This window comes from Nonomuraea gerenzanensis (assembly GCF_020215645.1).
In the GTDB taxonomy this organism is placed as follows: Bacteria; Actinomycetota; Actinomycetes; order Streptosporangiales; family Streptosporangiaceae; genus Nonomuraea; species Nonomuraea gerenzanensis.
The window spans coordinates 6,951,838-6,968,809 of sequence record NZ_CP084058.1 but is presented as its reverse complement, the minus strand read 5'-3'; the positions used below and the strand labels follow the sequence as shown (position 1 = coordinate 6,968,809).

Annotated in this window: 14 protein-coding genes; 7 read left to right on the top strand and 7 right to left on the bottom strand. The window is 72.4% G+C overall.

Going from position 1 to position 16,972, the window contains the following annotated elements; genetic code table 11:
* Positions 1-25 precede the first annotated feature (25 nt).
* The gene (gene rox, locus LCN96_RS32520) at positions 26-1,462 is read left to right on the top strand and encodes a rifampin monooxygenase (protein WP_225266247.1); all 1,437 of its coding nucleotides are present in this window, start codon (positions 26-28) and stop codon (positions 1,460-1,462) included.
* A complete protein-coding gene (locus LCN96_RS32515) occupies positions 1,459-2,154 on the top strand; it encodes a TetR/AcrR family transcriptional regulator (RefSeq protein ID WP_225266246.1) in 696 nt (231 codons plus the stop codon). Before rox ends, LCN96_RS32515 begins: the two co-directional genes overlap by 4 nt.
* Here the strand turns inward: LCN96_RS32515 and LCN96_RS32510 are convergent.
* A complete protein-coding gene (locus tag LCN96_RS32510) occupies positions 2,071-3,633 on the bottom strand; it encodes an amino acid permease (protein ID WP_225266245.1) in 1,563 nt (520 codons plus the stop codon). The two genes, LCN96_RS32515 and LCN96_RS32510, sit on opposite strands and share 84 nt — an antisense overlap.
* A gap of 235 nt (positions 3,634-3,868) precedes the next feature.
* Between LCN96_RS32510 and LCN96_RS32505 the strand changes: the two genes are divergently transcribed.
* The 4 genes from LCN96_RS32505 to atzF are packed head-to-tail and all read left to right on the top strand — an operon-like array spanning position 3,869 to position 10,797.
* A complete protein-coding gene (locus tag LCN96_RS32505; RefSeq protein WP_225266244.1) occupies positions 3,869-4,711 on the top strand; it encodes an urea amidolyase associated protein UAAP1 in 843 nt (280 codons plus the stop codon).
* Complete coding sequence (locus tag LCN96_RS32500; protein WP_225266243.1) at positions 4,708-5,334, top strand: urea amidolyase associated protein UAAP2; 627 nt, start codon at positions 4,708-4,710, stop codon at positions 5,332-5,334. Before LCN96_RS32505 ends, LCN96_RS32500 begins: the two co-directional genes overlap by 4 nt.
* Entirely contained in the window at positions 5,327-8,962 is a 3,636-nt protein-coding gene (uca, locus tag LCN96_RS32495; protein WP_225266242.1) for an urea carboxylase, read from the top strand. The genes LCN96_RS32500 and uca overlap by 8 nt, the downstream gene beginning before the upstream one ends.
* On the top strand, positions 8,959-10,797 hold the full coding sequence (gene atzF / locus LCN96_RS32490) for an allophanate hydrolase (RefSeq protein WP_225266241.1): 1,839 nt from the start codon (positions 8,959-8,961) through the stop codon (positions 10,795-10,797). The genes uca and atzF overlap by 4 nt, the downstream gene beginning before the upstream one ends.
* A gap of 38 nt (positions 10,798-10,835) precedes the next feature.
* Here the strand turns inward: atzF and LCN96_RS32485 are convergent, their stop codons facing one another.
* From LCN96_RS32485 to LCN96_RS32460, 6 genes are all read right to left on the bottom strand, one after another.
* The gene (locus LCN96_RS32485; protein ID WP_225266240.1) at positions 10,836-11,108 is read right to left on the bottom strand and encodes a hypothetical protein; all 273 of its coding nucleotides are present in this window, start codon (positions 11,106-11,108) and stop codon (positions 10,836-10,838) included.
* Between the two features lies 1 nt (position 11,109).
* Positions 11,110-11,682, bottom strand: a complete 573-nt coding sequence (locus tag LCN96_RS32480; protein ID WP_225266239.1) for a dienelactone hydrolase family protein — start codon at positions 11,680-11,682, stop codon at positions 11,110-11,112.
* A 166-nt stretch (positions 11,683-11,848) separates the two neighbouring features.
* Positions 11,849-12,670, bottom strand: coding sequence for a sugar phosphate isomerase/epimerase family protein (locus LCN96_RS32475; protein WP_225266238.1), 822 nt, complete (start codon positions 12,668-12,670; stop codon positions 11,849-11,851).
* Complete coding sequence (locus LCN96_RS32470) at positions 12,667-13,503, bottom strand: carbohydrate ABC transporter permease (protein WP_225266237.1); 837 nt, start codon at positions 13,501-13,503, stop codon at positions 12,667-12,669. Before LCN96_RS32470 ends, LCN96_RS32475 begins: the two co-directional genes overlap by 4 nt.
* A complete protein-coding gene (locus LCN96_RS32465) occupies positions 13,497-14,384 on the bottom strand; it encodes a carbohydrate ABC transporter permease (RefSeq protein WP_225266236.1) in 888 nt (295 codons plus the stop codon). The genes LCN96_RS32470 and LCN96_RS32465 overlap by 7 nt, the downstream gene beginning before the upstream one ends.
* Before the next feature lie 10 nt (positions 14,385-14,394).
* Positions 14,395-15,711: an ABC transporter substrate-binding protein gene (locus tag LCN96_RS32460; protein ID WP_225266235.1), complete on the bottom strand. Its 1,317-nt coding sequence runs from the start codon at positions 15,709-15,711 to the stop codon at positions 14,395-14,397.
* A gap of 258 nt (positions 15,712-15,969) precedes the next feature.
* Between LCN96_RS32460 and LCN96_RS32455 the strand changes: the two genes are divergently transcribed.
* Positions 15,970-16,971: an SIS domain-containing protein gene (locus tag LCN96_RS32455; protein WP_225266234.1), complete on the top strand. Its 1,002-nt coding sequence runs from the start codon at positions 15,970-15,972 to the stop codon at positions 16,969-16,971.
* The last annotated feature ends 1 nt before the right edge of the window (position 16,972 follow it).

Below are 16,972 nucleotides of genomic sequence, written 5' to 3'. Positions count from 1 at the left end.
GGAACCTCACCGGATGGGCGGACCCATGTTCGATGTGATCATCGTCGGCGGCGGGCCGACCGGCTCGATGCTGGCCGCCGAGCTGCGGCTGCACGACGTGCGCGTCCTCGTGCTGGAGAAGGACGCGGAGCCGCCCGCGTACGTCCGATCCCTCGGCCTGCACATCCGCAGCATCGAGGTGCTGGACCAGCGCGGCGTGCTGGAGCGCTTCCTCGCGCACGGCACCAAGCACCCGCTCCGCGGCCATTTCGCCGGCATCGACAAGCCGCCGCTCGACGACCTGGACACCTCGCACCCCTACACCCTGGCCATCCCGCAGCCCGTCACCGACCGCCTGCTGGCCGAGCGGGCCGCCGAGCTGGGCGCCGAGGTCCGGCGCGGCTGCGAGGTGGCCGGGCTGGAGCAGGACGCGGACGGGGTGACCGCCGAGCTGGCCGACGGCACCCGGCTGCGCTCGCGTCACCTGGTCGGCTGTGACGGCGGGCGCAGCACCGTACGCAAGGTGCTCGGCGTCGCCTTCCCCGGCGAGCCCGCCAGGACAGAGATGCTGCTGGGCGAGATGGAGCTGACGGACGACCCGGCGGCGATCGCCGCCGCCGGGGCGGAGGTCCGCAAGACGCTGCTGACGTTCGGCGCCATGCCGCTCGGGGACGGGGTGTACCGCGTCCTCGTGCCCGCCGCGGGGGTCGCCGAGGACCGCGTGGTCCCGCCGACCCTGGAGGAGTTCCAGGAGCGGCTGCGGGTGTACGTCGGCACCGACTGGGGCGCGCGCTCGCCCCGCTGGCTGTCCCGGTTCGGCGACGCCACCCGGCTGGCCGAGCGTTACCGGGTCGGGCGGGTGCTGCTGGCCGGGGACGCGGCGCACGTGCACCCGCCCGCCGGCGGGCAGGGGCTCAACCTGGGCGTCCAGGACGCGTTCAACCTCGGCTGGAAGCTGGCCGCCGAGATCGCCGGCTGGGCGCCGGAGGGGCTGCTGGACACCTACGCCGCCGAGCGCCGGCCGGTGGCCGCCGACGTGCTGGACAACACGCGCGCGCAGATGGAGCTGATGTCCGCCGAGCCCGGCCCGCAGGCCGTGCGCCGGCTGCTGGCGGAGCTGATGGACCTGGAGGAGGTACGCAGGCGGCTCATCGAGAAGGTCACCGCGATCGGCGTCCGCTACGACTTCGGCGCGGGGCCCGGCCTGGTGGGGCGGCGGATGCGGGACGTGCGGCTGAAGGAGGGGCGGCTCTACGAGCTGATGCGCGCGGGCCGCGGCCTGCTGCTGGACCGGACCGGCCGGCTCTCCGTCGAGGGCTGGGCGGATCGGGTGGACCACGTCGTGGACGCCGCGGAGGAGCTGGACGTGCCCGCCGTGCTGCTTCGGCCTGACGGTCACGTGGCGTGGGCCGGTGACGACCAGCGGGAGCTGCTCGACCGGCTGCCGCGCTGGTTCGGCAGGTGTGCGACGATCGTGCGGTGACCGCCCCTTCCACCGTGCGCAAAGTAGGCAGACCGCGAGCCGTGGCCCGGCCGAGCAGCGAGCTGAGCCCGCGCGAGGAGATCCTGACGGCGGCGGCGGAGCTGTTCACCGTCCACGGCTACTCGGCCACGACGACCAGGGCGCTGGCCGAGCGGGCCGGGATCAGGCAGGCGTCGATCTACCACTACTTCGACGGCAAGGAGGCCATCCTCGCCGAGCTGCTGGAGAGCACGGTGCGGCCGTCCCTGGAGGCGGCGGGCGCCCTGGCCGGCGCCACGCCGGAGGAGCGGCTGTGGGAGCTGTGCCACCGTGACGCCGGGCTGCTGTGCTCGGGGCCGTACAACCTGGGGGCGCTGTATCTGCTGCCCGAGGTGCGTACGGAGCGGTTCGCCGGGTTCCGGCGGATGCGCGAGGAGCTGAAGGCCGTGTACGCCCGGCTGCTGGCGGCCACCTCGGCCGGGGCGGCGCTGGCCCCCGACGACCGGGCGCTGCGCACCGACCTGCTGTTCGCGCTGATCGAGGGCGTCATCCTGATCCGCAGGGACACGCCGGGCGAGCTGGCCGCCACCGCCGTCGAGACGCTGGCGGCCGCCACCGCCGACGCGGCGCTACGCCTGGCCGGTGTTCGTGACGGGCACCTGGGCGGCGCTCGCGACGGCCACCTGCCCGGCGGCGGCACCGCTCAGGCGTAGCCGCCGGTAGACCAGGCCCAGGGCCACCACCGCCGCGAGGAAGATCACGGTGAACCACTGGAAGAACCAGTGGCCGGTGATCGGGGCGTACACCTCGGCCCTCGGCCAGGCCAGGTTCACCGTCATCGCCAGGCCGTAGCAGACGGCCACCGCGTTGACCGGCAGCCCCCAGCGTCCCATGCTGAACAGCGGCGTCCCGTCCTCCGCGAGCCCGCCCGGCGCCCCGCCCCGCCAGCCGCCGCGCAGGCGCTGGACCAGCAGCGGTCCCGTCACCATCGCGTAGGCCAGGTAGAGCAGCACGATGCAGGTGGTGCCGATGGCCAGGAACGCCTCGGGGGAGGCGAAGTTGAGCAGCAGGATCGCCGCCGCGAGCACCCCGGTGACCAGGGCGGGGCCGGTCGGCATGCCGGTGCGGGGCGACACCCTGGACAGGGCGCCGGAGCAGGGCACCACGCCGTCGCGGGCCATGGAGAACAACATCCGGGTGGCGGCGGTCTGGATCGCCATCGTGGCCACCGCGATCGCCACCGCCACGTCGGCCAGCAGCAGCTTGCCCACCCAGTCGCCCAGGCTGCTGGTGAGCACGTACGACAGGCCCTCGGTGGCCAGCCGCCCGTCGGTCAGGCTGGGGGCGGCGAGCAGGCCGGCGAAGATGATCAGGCCGCCGAGCAGCCCGGCCGCCGTGAGCGCGGTCAGGATGGTGCGCGGCGCGACGCGCCGGGGGTTGCGGGTCTCCTCGCTCAGCTCGCCCGCGCTGTCGAAGCCGATGAGCACGTACGCGGCGGTGAAGGAGCCGACGAGCAGCGCGCCGATGGCCCCGCCCTGCCCGCCGGTGCTGAAGGTGATGCCGGGGCCGTGCTCGGCGTGGGTGAACAGCAGCACCACGATGAGCACCGCGCCGATGATCTCCGTGGTCACGCCGATGCTGTTGACCCTGGCCAGGACGCGGTTGTCGATGACGTTCACGGCCGTGGTGAGCGCGAGCAGGATCAGGCCGAGTATCGCGGCGTTGGCCGCGCCCGTGGCGGTGGTAGGCGCGGGGTCGCCGCCGACGAGCTGGAAGCCGGGCCAGATCGAGGGCAGCACCACCTGCAGCGCCAGGGCCGCGGCGGCGATGACGACGATCTGCCCGAGGATCATGATCCAGCCCGCGAACCAGCCGAACGTCGGCGTGCTGAGCCGGGTGGACCACTGGTAGATGGAGCCGGAGATCGGGTAGCGGGCGGCCAGCTCGGCGAAGCAGAGCGCGACCAGGATCTGCCCGCCCAGCACGATGGGCCAGGTCCAGAAGAACGCGGGACCGCCGAAGGAGTATCCGATGGCGAAGAACTGGAAGACCGTGGTCAGCACGGAGATGAAGGAGAAGCCGGCGGCGAAGGAGGCGTACCTGCCCATGCTGCGGTGCAGCTCCTGGCGGTAGCCGAAGGTCCGCAGCGCGGCTTCGTCCGTGGGTGGCGGGGGAGTGGCGGTGACGTCCATCGGGTCTCCGGGCGATCGAATTTCTGTCGGTTGACCGATATGTACGGGCCGGTCGTTTCCGCCTCGTGACGCCGACGTTCATCTGCCGTAACGCAAAACTCACCGCGCAGCCTGATCACTTCGGCCGCGATTCCATCGTGAGCACCGCTTAACACGGGATTTACGCCCCTGACCCATGGGCGTTCGCGGGGCCGCCCAGCATTTCTGTCAAGCGACAGATATTACGAGGAGCGTCGTGACGACAGTCCAGAACGGCACCGCCACCACCGCAGGTGCGCGCGCCCATGCCCGCGCCCAGGAGGGCACCGCGGTCCACACCGCGCCGACCGTGCCGGCCTCGCGCTGGGCGGACCTGCCCGCAGGGGTCGACGCCGGCGACGTCGTCTGGGCGGACCGCATCCCGGCGGGCGGCTACGCCCACCGCGTGCTCGCGCCCGGCACCGCCATCCGGCTCACCGACCCCGACGGCGACGCCTGCGCGTCGCTGCTGCTGTACCACGCGAGCATGCCGTGGGAGCGGCTCAACGTCGCCGACACGGTCAAGGTGCAGTGGCAGGTGTACGCGGGAGCGTCGTACCTGCTGCTCAGCGACCAGGCCCGGGTCCTGGCCACCGTCCTGCACGACGGATCGGGACGCCACGACACCCTGTACGGCACCTCGACCAGGGCCAGGAACGAGCGGCGCTACGGCGACGGCTCCCCCCAGGGCCCCAGCCCCGCCGGACGGGAGCTGCTCGCTCTCGCCGGCGCCAAGAACGGCCTGGAACGGCGCGACCTGCCCCCGTCCATCTCCTTCTTCCAGGGCGTGCGGATCGACGCCGACGGGCGGCCCGAGTGGCAGGGCTCGGCCGGGGCGGGCACGAGCGTCACCCTGCGCACCGAGCTGCCGGTCGTCGTCCTGCTCGCGAACGCCGCCCACCCGCTCGACCCGCGCCCCGGCTACACCGTCACCCCGCTGGAGATCCTCGCCTGGCGCGACCGCGTGACGACGCCCGAGGACCCCCAGTGGAGCGCCACCCCCGAGGGGCGGCGCGCCTTCGAGAACACCGCCGACCACCGGAAGGGCAGAGGACTGTGACGACGGACGCCTTCGGGGCCGAGCTGCACCGGGAGACCGTCCCGCCCCGCGCCCCCTGGTCGTGGGTGCTCCAGCGCGGGCAGGTGCTCGCCATCGTGGACCTCGACGGCAACCAGGCCGTCGACTTCCTCGCCTACGACGCCCACCGGTCCTGGCGCGCCTACAGCGCCCAGACCACCCTGCAGGAACAGGAGACGATCTTCCTCACCACGGGCAGCGTGCTGCGCGACAACGAGTCCGAGCCGCTGCTCACCGTGGTCGCCGACGAGGTCGGCCGGCACGACACGCTGGGCGGTGCGTGCTCCCGGGAGTCGAACACGTTGCGCTACGGGCACCACACCTACTCCCAGCACGCCTGCGCCGACAACTTCCTGGCCGAGTTGTCCAAGTACGGCATGGGCAAGCGGGATCAGGTTTCCAACGTGAACTGGTTCATGAACGTTCCCGTCGATCCCGACGGTGCGCTCGGCATCGTGGACGGCATCTCCGCCCCTGGGCTGTCCCTCATGTTGCGCGCGGAGAAGGACACCCTCGTCGTCGTCTCCAACTGCCCCCAGATCAACAACCCGTGCAACGGCTTCGACCCCAGCCGGGCCCGGATGGTGGTGTACGCCGGTGCCTGAACCTACGCGGACCCCCGCCACGCTGCTGGTCGCCAACCGCGGTGAGATCGCCTGCCGGATCATCCGCACCGCGCGGGAGCTCGGGCTGCGCACGGTCGCGGTGTTCTCCGAGATCGACCGCGCCGCCGCGCACGTCCGGCTCGCCGACGAGGCCGTCCTGCTGGGCCCCGCCTCACCCGCCGAGTCCTACCTCGACGCGCAGGCGGTCCTGCGCGCGGCCAAGGAGAGCGGCGCCGACGCCGTCCACCCCGGCTACGGCTTCCTGGCCGAGGACGCCGGCTTCGCGGAGCTGGTCGAGGGCGCGGGGCTGGCGTTCGTCGGCCCGACCCCCGAGCACCTGCGGACCTTCGGCGACAAGCACACCGCCCGCGCGGTGGCGGTGGCGGCCGGGGTGCCGGTCTTCCCCGGCACCGGCCTGCTGACGGACGCCGACCACGCGGTCGCCGAGGTCGCGGCCATCGGCTACCCCGTCATGCTCAAGGCCACCGGCGGTGGCGGCGGCATCGGCATGACCGTGTGCCGCACCCCGCAGGAGCTGCGCGCCGCCTACGACCGGGTGACCGGCCTCGCGCTGCGCAGCTTCGGCACCGCCGGCGTCTTCGCCGAGCGGTACGTCGAGCGCGCCCGCCACGTCGAGGTGCAGCTCTTCGGCGACGGCCTGGGCGGCGTCGTCACCCTGGGCGACCGCGACTGCTCGCTGCAGCGGCGCAACCAGAAGGTCGTCGAGGAGGCGCCCGCGCCGGCCCTGCCCGCCCACGTACGCGAACGGCTGCACCGCACCTCACGCGACCTGGCCGCCTCGATCCGCTACCGCTCGGCCGGCACGGTCGAGTTCGTCTACGACGCCGAGCGCGAGGAGCTGTCCTTCCTGGAGGTCAACGCCCGCCTCCAGGTGGAGCACCCCGTCACCGAGCAGGTGACCGGCGTGGACCTGGTCGCGTGGATGCTGCGCCTGGCCGGGGGCGACCGCTCCTTCCTGGCGCCGTACCTGGCCGCCGGGGAGGTGCCGGTGTCCGGGCACGCCGTCGAGGCACGCGTGTACGCCGAGGACCCGGCCGCCGGCTTCCGCCCCAGCGCCGGCGTGCTCACCCGGGTGGAGCTGTCGGCCGGGGACGGCATCAGGACCGACGGCTGGGCCGAGACCGGCACCGAGGTCTCCACCGCCTACGACCCGATGCTGGCCAAGGTGATCGCCACCGGAGGCAGCCGCGAGGAGGCCCTCGACCGCCTCGGACGGGCCCTGGCCGCGACCCGGTTCGACGGCATCGAGGTCAACCTCGGCCTGCTGCGGGCCGCGGTCGGCATCCCGGACTTCGCAGCCGCGACGCACACCACAGGCACCCTCGCCGGCGTCGGCGACCCGGAGCCGCGCATCACGGTGGTGCGCTCCGGCCTGCTCACCACCGTCCAGGACGCCGCGGGGCGCGTCGGGTACTGGCAGGTCGGGGTGCCGCCGAGCGGGGCGATGGACGACCGCTCGCTGCGGCTGGCCAACCTCGCCCTCGGCAACGACGAGAACGCGGCGGGCCTGGAGTGCACCGCGACCGGGCCCGACCTCGTGGTCAGCCATGACACCGTCGTCTGCGTCGCCGGGGCGCCCGCGCCGGTCACTGTGAACGGGGTCGCCGTGCCGATGTGGGAGCCGGTGCGCGTGCCGGCCGGCGCCACCCTGCACGTCGGTGATGCTACGGCGGGGCTGCGTACGTATATCGCCTTCGCCGGTGGGCTGGACGTGCCGCACTACCTCGGCAGCGCCGCCACCTTCACTCTGGGCCGTTTCGGTGGGCACGGCGGGCGCGCGTTGCGGCCCGGCGACGTCCTCCGCACCCGCACCCCGGCCGGAACGTCCGCCATCACCCCGGCCGACGCACCTGCCGGGACCCTCCCCGGCCCCGTCCCCGTCGAGCGCCGGCCCCGTTTCGGACGGCACTGGGAGCTCGGCGTCACCGAAGGGCCGCACGCCGCGCCCGAGTTCTTCACCCGCGCCGACATCGACCAGCTCTACTCCACCCGCTACGGCGTGCACTTCAACTCCGCCCGCACCGGCGTCCGCCTGATCGGCCCGAAACCGGCCTGGGCCAGGCGCGACGGCGGCGAGGCGGGCCTGCACCCGTCCAACATCCATGACACGCCCTACTCGGTCGGCGCGCTCGACTTCACCGGCGACACCCCGATCCTGCTCGGCCCCGACGGCCCCAGTCTCGGCGGCTTCGTCTGCCCTGTCACGGTGGTGTCGGCGGAGCGGTGGAAGCTGGGCCAGCTCAGACCGGGCGACACAGTCTCGTTCGTCCCGATCAGCTCCACCGACGCCCCACCACCACGCACCCTCCACCTGCCCGCCCTCGCGGCGGCCGGCGGCGACGGCGACGACGGCGTGCTGCGCCGCCTCGACGGCCACGACGGGCCGGCGGTGACATACCGGCGGCAGGGCGACGACAGCATCCTGATCGAGTACGGCGACCTCGTCCTCGACCTCGCCCTCCGCGCCCGCGTCCACGCCCTGCACATGGCGCTGGCCGGCCTCTCCCCAGCCGGGGTCCTCGACCTGACGCCCGGCATCCGCTCCCTCCAAGTGCACGTCGATCCGCAGGTGCTGCCAGTGCCGCGCCTGCTCGGCCTGCTCGTGGAGCTGGAGTCCACACTGCCGCCCACCGCCGAGCTGGTCGTCCCCAGCCGCACGGTACGGCTGCCGCTGAGCTGGGACGACCCCGCGACGAGGGAGGCGATCGAGCGTTACATGGCCGGCGTCCGCGACGACGCCCCGTGGTGCCCGTGGAACATCGAGTTCATCCGCCGCATCAACGGGCTCGGCAGCGTGGACGACGTCTACCGCACCGTGTTCGACGCCGAGTACCTCGTGCTCGGCCTGGGCGACGTCTACCTGGGCGCCCCGGTGGCGACGCCGCTCGACCCGCGGCACCGGCTCGTCACCACCAAGTACAACCCGGCCCGCACCTGGACGGCGGAGAACTCCGTCGGCATCGGCGGCGCCTACCTGTGCGTCTACGGCATGGAGGGGCCGGGCGGCTACCAGTTCGTCGGCCGCACCACCCAGGTGTGGCGCACCCATCCGGCGCCCGGCCAGGACCCGTGGCTGCTGCGCTTCTTCGACCGCATCCGCTGGTACCCGGTCTCGCCGGAGGAACTGCTCGACCTGCGCGCCGACCTCGCCGCCGGCCGCACGGCCATCGACGCGACCGACGGCTCCTTCTCGCTGGCCGAGCACGAGCGGTTCCTCGCCGCGAACGCCGCGTCCATCGCCGCGTTCCGGGCCACGCAGGCGGCGGCGTTCGCGGCCGAGCGGCGGGCGTGGGAGGAGGCGGGCGAGTTCACCCGCGCCGAACAGGCCGCGGCCGTCGAGACCGCCACGCCCGGCGGGGTGGCCGAGGTCGTCGTGCCGGAGGGCGGGGCGCGGCTGGACGCGCCGTTCGTGGCGAACGTGTGGAAGGTGGAGGTCGCCGTGGGCGACGTGGTGGAGGAGGGGCAGACGCTGGTGGCGCTCGAGGCCATGAAGATGGAGACCTACCTGGGGGCGCCTGCCGCCGGGGTCGTGGTCGAGGTCCGCGCCGCGGCGGGGAGCCAGGTCGCGCCCGGGGACTGCCTGGTGGTGCTGGGGCCGCTCGCATGAGCGCCATCCACGAGCCGCCCCGCGAGCGGCCGGAGGCGTCCGCTTCCTTGCACGGGCGGCAGCCGGAGGCGTCCGCCATCCCACGGGAGCGGCCGGAGAAGCCTTCCTCGCCACGCGAGCCGTCGGAGGCGTCCGCCGCCCTTCGCGAGCGGCGGCCGGAGATCTTCATCTCCCACCGGGACGACGCCCAGGTGGCGGCAGACCTGGCGGCGGCGTCCGGGCCGCTGGCCGGGCTCAGGCTGGCCGTGAAGAACAACGTGGACGTGGCCGGCTTCCCCACGACCGCCGCCTGCCCCGCCTTCGCCCCGGCCCCGCCGACGGCCGACGCGCAGGCCGTGGCACGGCTGAGGGCCGCCGGCGCAACGGTGGTCGGCGTCACGAACCTCGACCAGTTCGCCACCGGCCTGGTCGGCCAGCGCAGCCCGTACGGAGGGGTGCGCGACGCCCGCCGCCCGCAGTTCGTGTCGGGCGGTTCCAGCTCCGGCTCGGCGGTGGCGGTGGCGCTCGGCCTGGCCGACCTGGCGATCGGCACCGACACCGCGGGTTCGGGACGGGTGCCGGCCGCGCTCCAGGGCATCACCGGCATCAAGCCGACGCTCGGCACGGTCTCCGTGGCCGGCGTCGTGCCGGCGTGCCGCTCGTACGACGCCGTCACGATCATGGCGCGTGACCTCGACACCGCCGGATCCGCCATGGCCGTGATGGCCGGCGGCCCCGGCACCCGGCCCTGGCCGCCGGCCGCGCCCCTGGCCGCGCCCGCCGCCCCGCGCGTGGCCGTTCCTGACGAGCTGCCCGCGATGGACCCCGGGTGGGCCGAGGCCTTCACGGCTGTGGTGGAGCGGCTGCGGGCCACGGGAGCCGTCGTACAGCCGATCAGGATCGAGCCGTTCCTGGCCGCCGCCCGGCTCCTCTACGACGGCGCGCTCGTCGCCGAGCGGCACGCGGCCGTCGGCGCGTTCGTCGATGCCCATCCCGGCGAGGTCGATCCCACGGTCGGCGCGATCATCAGCCGGGCCGGGCGGGTCTCCGGCTCGGACCTGGTGCGCGACCTCGCACGGCTGGAACGGCTGCGGGAGGAGTGCATGGACCTGCTCGACGGCTTCGACGCGCTGCTCGTCCCGACCGCTCCCTGCCATCCCACCGTGGCCGAGGTCGCCGCCGAGCCGGTGGCGGTCAACTCGCGCGTCGGCACGTACACGAACTTCTGCAACCTGTTCGACCTGTGCGCGGTCGCGGTGCCGGCCGGCACGGTGGACGAGGGCCCTGACAGGGGGATCGCCCAGTTCGGCGTCACCGTCGTGGCCCGGCCGTTCCACGACGCGGTCGCGTTCGACCTGGCCCGCCTGATCGCCGTCCGCCCCGAACCCCCTGCGGAGTTCGCCGGAGGCGCCCCGCCGCTGCCCGCCGACCGGCTGCCGTGGCCGGCGGCGATCGCGGACGGCGGCGGCGTCCCGGCCGTCGAGCTCTTCGTGGTCGGCGCCCATCTGGCCGGGCAACCGCTGGAACCCGAACTGCGCGCCCTGGGCGCCCGTTGGGACAGGGCCGCCCGCACCTGCGCCGCCTACACCCTGCACGCGCTGGACACCGTGCCGCCGAAGCCGGGGCTGACGCGGGTCGGCGCGGGTGGCTCGGCTGTCGAGGGCGAGGTCTGGCTGCTCCCGGAGGGGGCGCTCGGCCGCTTCCTGGCCAGGCTGCCCGCGCCCATGACGTTGGGACGGGTGGAGCTGTCCGATGGGCGGTGGGTCGTGGGGTTCGGGTGCACGCAGGAGGCGGTGTCCGCGGGGGAGGACATCACGAAGTACGGAGGGTGGCGGGCGTGGCTGGCTGGCCGGTGACGCTGCTTCTCCTGCGTGGGTAGGCCGGTGCCTGGCGCTCAGTGGCAGCGCAGGTCCAGCAATCCGCCGCTGAACGTGCCGTCCAGGTCGATGATCGACGTCCCCGGGGGAGGAGGTCTCCGCAGCCTCGTCACTCGCTCCACAGACGGGTGCACGTTGAGCCGCGGACACTCCTGGGCGCGTTCCACCATGCGCGACGGCTCGAAGTCGTTGACCCAGGCCGGCGTCTCGGCCACCGCCCAGGGCAGCACGAACGGCACCAGCAGCCAGGCCAGGCAGCCGATCCGCCTGGCAAGACCGGCACGCTCCACCTCAACGCCCGAGGTGCCGCGTGAAGAACCGCAGCGACTCGTCCGTCTCGGACTCGGGGACCTCCCCGTGCTTGCCGGGATGGGCACTCAACGTCTTGACGACCGGCCCCAGCGCGTCGAACAGCGCCAGCCCCTGGTCCCGAGGCACCATGTCGTCGTCCCACTGGAGCAGGAACCGCACCGGGACGGTGATCCGGGCGGCGGTCCCCGTCAGCCTGTACGCGCCGAGCAGGCCCAGCACCGCCGCGCGGACCCGGGGCTCCGCCGCGACGAACGGGATGCCGAGCCCGCACCCCATCGACAGGCCCCAGTAGCCCACCGGCCCCGCGCCGACGAGGTCGAGCTCCTGGACAGCGGTCAGCACCGCCTGCCATTCCGGCACGGCCTGCCCGGCCAGGAACGTGTGCATGGCGGCCAGCGGGGCGCCGTCGTCCCCGCCTGCGGCCATGCCGGCCCGCAGTTCGGCCACGACCCGGCCGAACTCCTCGGTCCTCGGCCGGTCACCGTGGTGGGGCGCGTCGAGCGCGACCACCGCGAAACCGCCCTCGGTGACGAAGCGGCGCGCGCGGGCCACGATGCCGGGGGCCTGCTTGTGCTGCCCGCCGCCTTGGCCCGTCAGGATCAGGGGACGAGGTGCGGCGGCGGCGCCGTGCCTGCTGCGGGCGCTCCCTAGGCCATGCGCGTGAGGGAGCCCCGACCTGTGACAGCGTTGATCGGTCTCACCTCATCGTCGGCCGGCCTCAGACGGAGCACGCCTCCAGGCAGCGCTCCACCGCGCCGCGCGGCGCCATCGCGTACGTGCCGTCCCCGAACAGCTCGAACGTCATCACCCCCCGATACCCCCGCCGCTCCAGCGCCTCCAGGTACTCGGCCAGCGGCAGCTCCCCATCGCCCCACGCCAGGTGCCCGGCGGGCCGGCCGTCGATGAGGTGCACGTGCCGGACGCGGTCGCCGAGGGCGTCGAAGTAGTCGTCCACGCTCTCCCCGGCCACGGCCATGGCCACGGTGTCCAGCACGGCGTCCAGGTTCGGCGCGCCGATCTCGCCGATCATCCGGGCCAGCGCCCGCGAGTCGTTGACCAGGTTCGACTCGACACGTTGCAGCGCCTCCAGCACGCACGTCACGCCGAGCGTCGCCGCGTACGCGGTGATCTCGGCGATCGCGTCGGCGGAGCGGCGCCAGGCGGCTGCCACCGGCTCGTCCTCGAAGCCGCGTCCCGGCGTGAGCAGCAGCAGCTCCGCCTCCAGCTCCGCGCACAGCTGGGCGGCGCGCCGGAACATCGCGACGCTGCGCGCCCGCAGCGCCGTGTCGGGGGAGGCCAGGTTGACCGGGTACATCACCTGCTCGGGCGTGAGGCAGGCGACGCTCAGGCCGCGCGCGGCGGCGCGGCGGCGGATGGCGCGCGCGCCGGCGTCGCTCAGCTCGGGGACGTGGAGGTGCGGCGCGATGCCCCACAGCTCCAGCCGCTCCCGGCCGAGCGCGGCCATGTCGTCGAGGAAACGGTCGAACGGCAGGTGCTGGTAGGCGAAGTTGGATCCGGTGAAGCGGGCAAGCTCGATCATTTTCCGATCCCGTCTGCGAGGCCCTTGACGATGTAGCGCTGGCCGAGGAAGAACAGCAGCACCACCGGCAGCGCGGCGATCACCATCCCGGCGAACACCACCGGGTACTCGGTGCCGTGCTTGCTCATCAGGCTCGTCAGCCCGACCGGCAGCGTCTGCACGCCGGAGCCGCTGGTGAAGATCATCGCGAACAGGTACTCGTTCCAGGTGAACAGGATGTGCAGCAGCACCGTCGAGGTGAGGATGGGCTTGCACATCGGCAGGATGACCCGCCAGAACGCCGTCCACCGGCCCGCGCCGTCCATCTCGGCGGCCTCGTCCACCTCGCGCGGCAGGTCGATCATGTACGCGCGGATGAGGAACGTGGTGAACGGGATGCGGAAGGCCGTGTAGAGGATGAGCAACGCCCAGAACGTGTTGTACAGCCCCATCGCCTGGAACAGCTTCACCAGCGGCACCAGCGCCACGGTCGGCGCGAGCATCAGCCCGCCGAGAATGGCGGCGGTGAGCGTCCTGTTCAGCGGGATGTCCACGCGGGTCAGCCCGTAGGCGGCCCACGCGCTGATGAAGACGGTGGCGATCGTCGAGGTCACCGTGACGAGCACGCTGGTGGTCAGGTAGTCGCTGACGCCGCGGTTCCACGCCTTGGCGTAGTTGGCGAAACTCCAGTCGAGCGGCAGCGCGAACGGGTCGCCGAACAGCTCCGCGTTCGTCTTGAACCCGTTGAGCGTCATCCACAGCAGCGGGTAGAGCACGACCACGGCCAGGGCCAGCAGGAACGCCCACATGAACACGCGGGCGATCACCCCGAGGAAGCTCAGCCGCCTCACCATTCCACCCTTCTCCTGCGGGTGACCCAGAGCTGCGCCACCGCCACGCCGAGCGTGATCACGAACAGGACGGTCGCGATCGCGGCGGCGTACCCGAAGTTGTTGCGCACGAACCCGCTGCGGTACAGCCAGGTGCCCAGCACCTGGGTCGAGTTGTTGGGGCCGCCGGCCGTCATCACCATGACCTCGTTGAACACCTGGAACGCGCCCGACAGCGTGACGATCGCCATCAGCCCGGTCATCTCCCGCACCAGCGGCACCGTGATGCGGAAGAAGCGGCCCACCGCGCCGACGCCGTCGATGGCGGCGGCGCCGTAGATCTCGGCGGGGATGCGCTGGATGGCCACCGCGAACAGCAGCGTCGAGTAGCCGAAGCCCTGCCACTGGCTCATCGCGATGATCGACGACATGGCCGTGCTCTCCTGCCCCAGCCACGCCTGTGCCAGCTCGCCGAGCCCGGTGGCGCGCAGCGCGTGGTTGAGCGGGCCCAGGTTCGGCTCGTAGATGAAGTAGAACAGCAGGCCGGCGACGGTCAGCGAGATCGCCGACGGGATGAAGTAGATCGCCCGCAGCGCGCGCTGCCACCGCTCGCTCCGCACGCCCTCGATGAGCGCAGCGAGCAGGAGCGCGCCGAACACCTGGAAGACGATGGAGACCGCCGCGTACAGCACGTTGTTGCCCAGCGACGACCAGAAGACCGGGTCCTCGACCAGCTTGGTGTAGTTGCCGAGGCCGACGTACTCCTGGGCGCCGCTGTAGATGTCCCACTTCAGCGTGCTGAACTGCAGGTTCTGTACGAGGGGGAGGTAGACGAACACTCCGACCAGCACGAGGGCGGGGACGACCCACGCGAGCCCGAGTGTCCTTCGCAGGGTGGCGCGCACGCGTGGGCTCCTACTTGGCGGAGTTCGAGGCTTGGCGGACACTTTCGAGTACCTTGTCCGGCGTCGAGCCGCCGCTGATGAGCGCCTCACCACCGGCCAGCCAGGCGTCGGCCACCTCGGGGACGGTCACGGTGTCGAGCCAGATGGCCAGCTTGGGCGCCTTGTTGACGAGCTGCACGCCCTCGAAGACGGCCTTGCTGGAGGTGTCCTCGGTGACCGCGCCGACGACGGTGCTGGGCTGCCCGTACGGCGGCGCCGACAACGTCTTGGCGTTCTCCAGGCTGGTGGCGAACTTCATGAAGTCCACCGCGAGCGCGACCCTGGGCGACTTGGCGTTGATCAGGTATCCCTCGGGCGAGCCCTCCAGCACCGCGCCGTCGCCGGGCGCGTTCTGCGGCACGGGGAGCTGGAAGATGCCGAAGTCGTCAGGCTTGACCTTGTCGGAGGTCGCGTTGTCGAACTCCAGGATCTCCTGGTAGTACATGGCGGCCTTGCCCCCGGCGAACGCCTCCTGCGCGGAGCTGTAGAGCACGCCGTTGGTGCCCTCCCGGGTGTCGGTGCACTGGTCGACCAGGGTCTTGAACTGGGTGAGCGCGGTGACGTAGCCGGGGTCGTCGAGCTTGGCGGTGGCCGGGTCGAAGTCGGCCTGCAGCGTGGCGTCGGGCACGTTGTAGGCGAAGAGCTGCTGCAGGTAGTGCAGGGCCGGCCAGCCGTCCTTGTTGCCGAAGGCGATGGGCTCGTAGCCGGCCTTGCGCAGCGGCCCGCAGGCGGCGATCAGCTCCTCGAACGTCTTGGGCACCGCGACGCCCGCCTTGTCGAAGGCGCTCTTGCTGTAGCCCATGAACTTGCCGTTGCCGTACAGCGGGATGCCGTAGTTCTTGCCGTCGCGGGCGAAGGCGGCCAGCGAGCCGGGGCTGAAGGTCTTGCCCCACTCGGTGTCCGGGCCGATCACCGCGGTCAGGTCGGCCGCCCGGCCGCCGCGGATGTAGTTGTCGGCCCAGTTGCCCGTCCAGGTGAAGTAGATGTCGGGCAGCGCGTCGGAGGCGGTGAGCGTCTTGAGCTTGTCCTTGACGCTCTGGTCGGTCTCCTGGATCAGCTCGAACTTCACCTGCGGATGCTGCTTGGTGTAGGCGGCGGCGAGGTTCTCGAAGTAGGGGCCCGTCGGGTCGCCGGCGAACTTGGTGAGGATGCTCAGCGTGCCGGAGAACTCCGGCGTGGCGGCGGCGTCGGCCTTGGGTGCCTGGGCGGTGGTGCCGCCGCCGGAGCAGGCGGCCAGCGTGAGTGTCCCGAGGAGTGCCGCGAACGTCGGCAGGGCGCGAGGGCGCATGGGCTTCCTTTCTCCACCGGTGCGTGGTGTTGGCCGACCTTACAGCTCGTCTGATACCGGTACCAGACCCGTTCGCCAAGATCTTTCATTCGTTAGCCTGGCGTGACCTGGTAACGGCCGATGTTCTCGCAGCTCAGATTGCTTTCTGTGAGTCCGGTGGTTGACGCCGCCCGGCAGCCTGTGCCAACGTGACCCCCGCGTGATACCGGTATCAGGTCCCGATCAGGCGGGCGCCGGGTTCTGCGAAAGGATGCGACGATGCTCGGATTCGACGAGCCGGAATTTCTCTCCCAGGTGTCGAGTGCGGTGGCCCTGCGCCCTCAGATCGAGGAGCTGGTCGACCGGCTCGTGGACGAGGGGTTCGACACCCTGCTCCTGGTCGGCGCCGGCGGCACGTACGCGCAGATGTGGCCGTACGAGCAGCTCGCCCGGCGCACCTCGGCGCTCGACGTGCGCGCCGTGATCGCCGCCGAGCTGATCGAATCCGGTGACGCCCGGCTGGGGGAGCGCACGGTGGCGCTGTTCACCTCGGTCTCGGGCACCACCGACGACAGCGTGCGGGCCATCGAGTACTGCAAGTCCAAGGGCGCGTACACGATCTCCTTCACCGGCCACCCCGACTCGCCCGTGGCCACGAAGGTGGACACGGCGCTCGTCTCCCAGCCCAAGACCTGGCCGTTCGACTTCCAGCTGCTGCTGTTCATGGGCCGGCTGCTGGCGCGCCGCGGCGAGTTCGACGGCTACGACCAGCTCGCCGATGAGCTGGCCGGCATCCCGCAGATCCTGGTCGAGGTGGCCAGGCAGGCCGAGCCGGTGGCCGCCGCGTTCGCCGACGCCCACAAGGACAGCGACTACTACTTCCTCATCGGCGGCGGCAACCTCTGGGGCTTCACCTACCTCTACTCCATGTGCATCCTCGAGGAGATGCAGTGGCTGCGCACCACCCGCGTGCACAGCGCCGAGTTCTTCCACGGCTCGCTGGAGCTGCTGGAGGAGGACACCAGCGTGATCATCTTCCAGGGCGAGGACGAGACCCGCGCCCTGACCGACCGCGCCGAGGCCTTCGCCAAGCGCGTCTCCAAGGACGTCACGGTCTTCGACACCCGCGACTACCCGCTCACCGGCATCAGCCCCGAGTTCCGCGGCCTGCTCGCGCCGCTCGTGCTCGACACCGTGATGAGCCGGGTCAGCAAGCACCTGGAGCGGGTCCGCGACCACTCGCTCGACCTGCGCCGCTACTACCGGGTCATGGACTACTGAA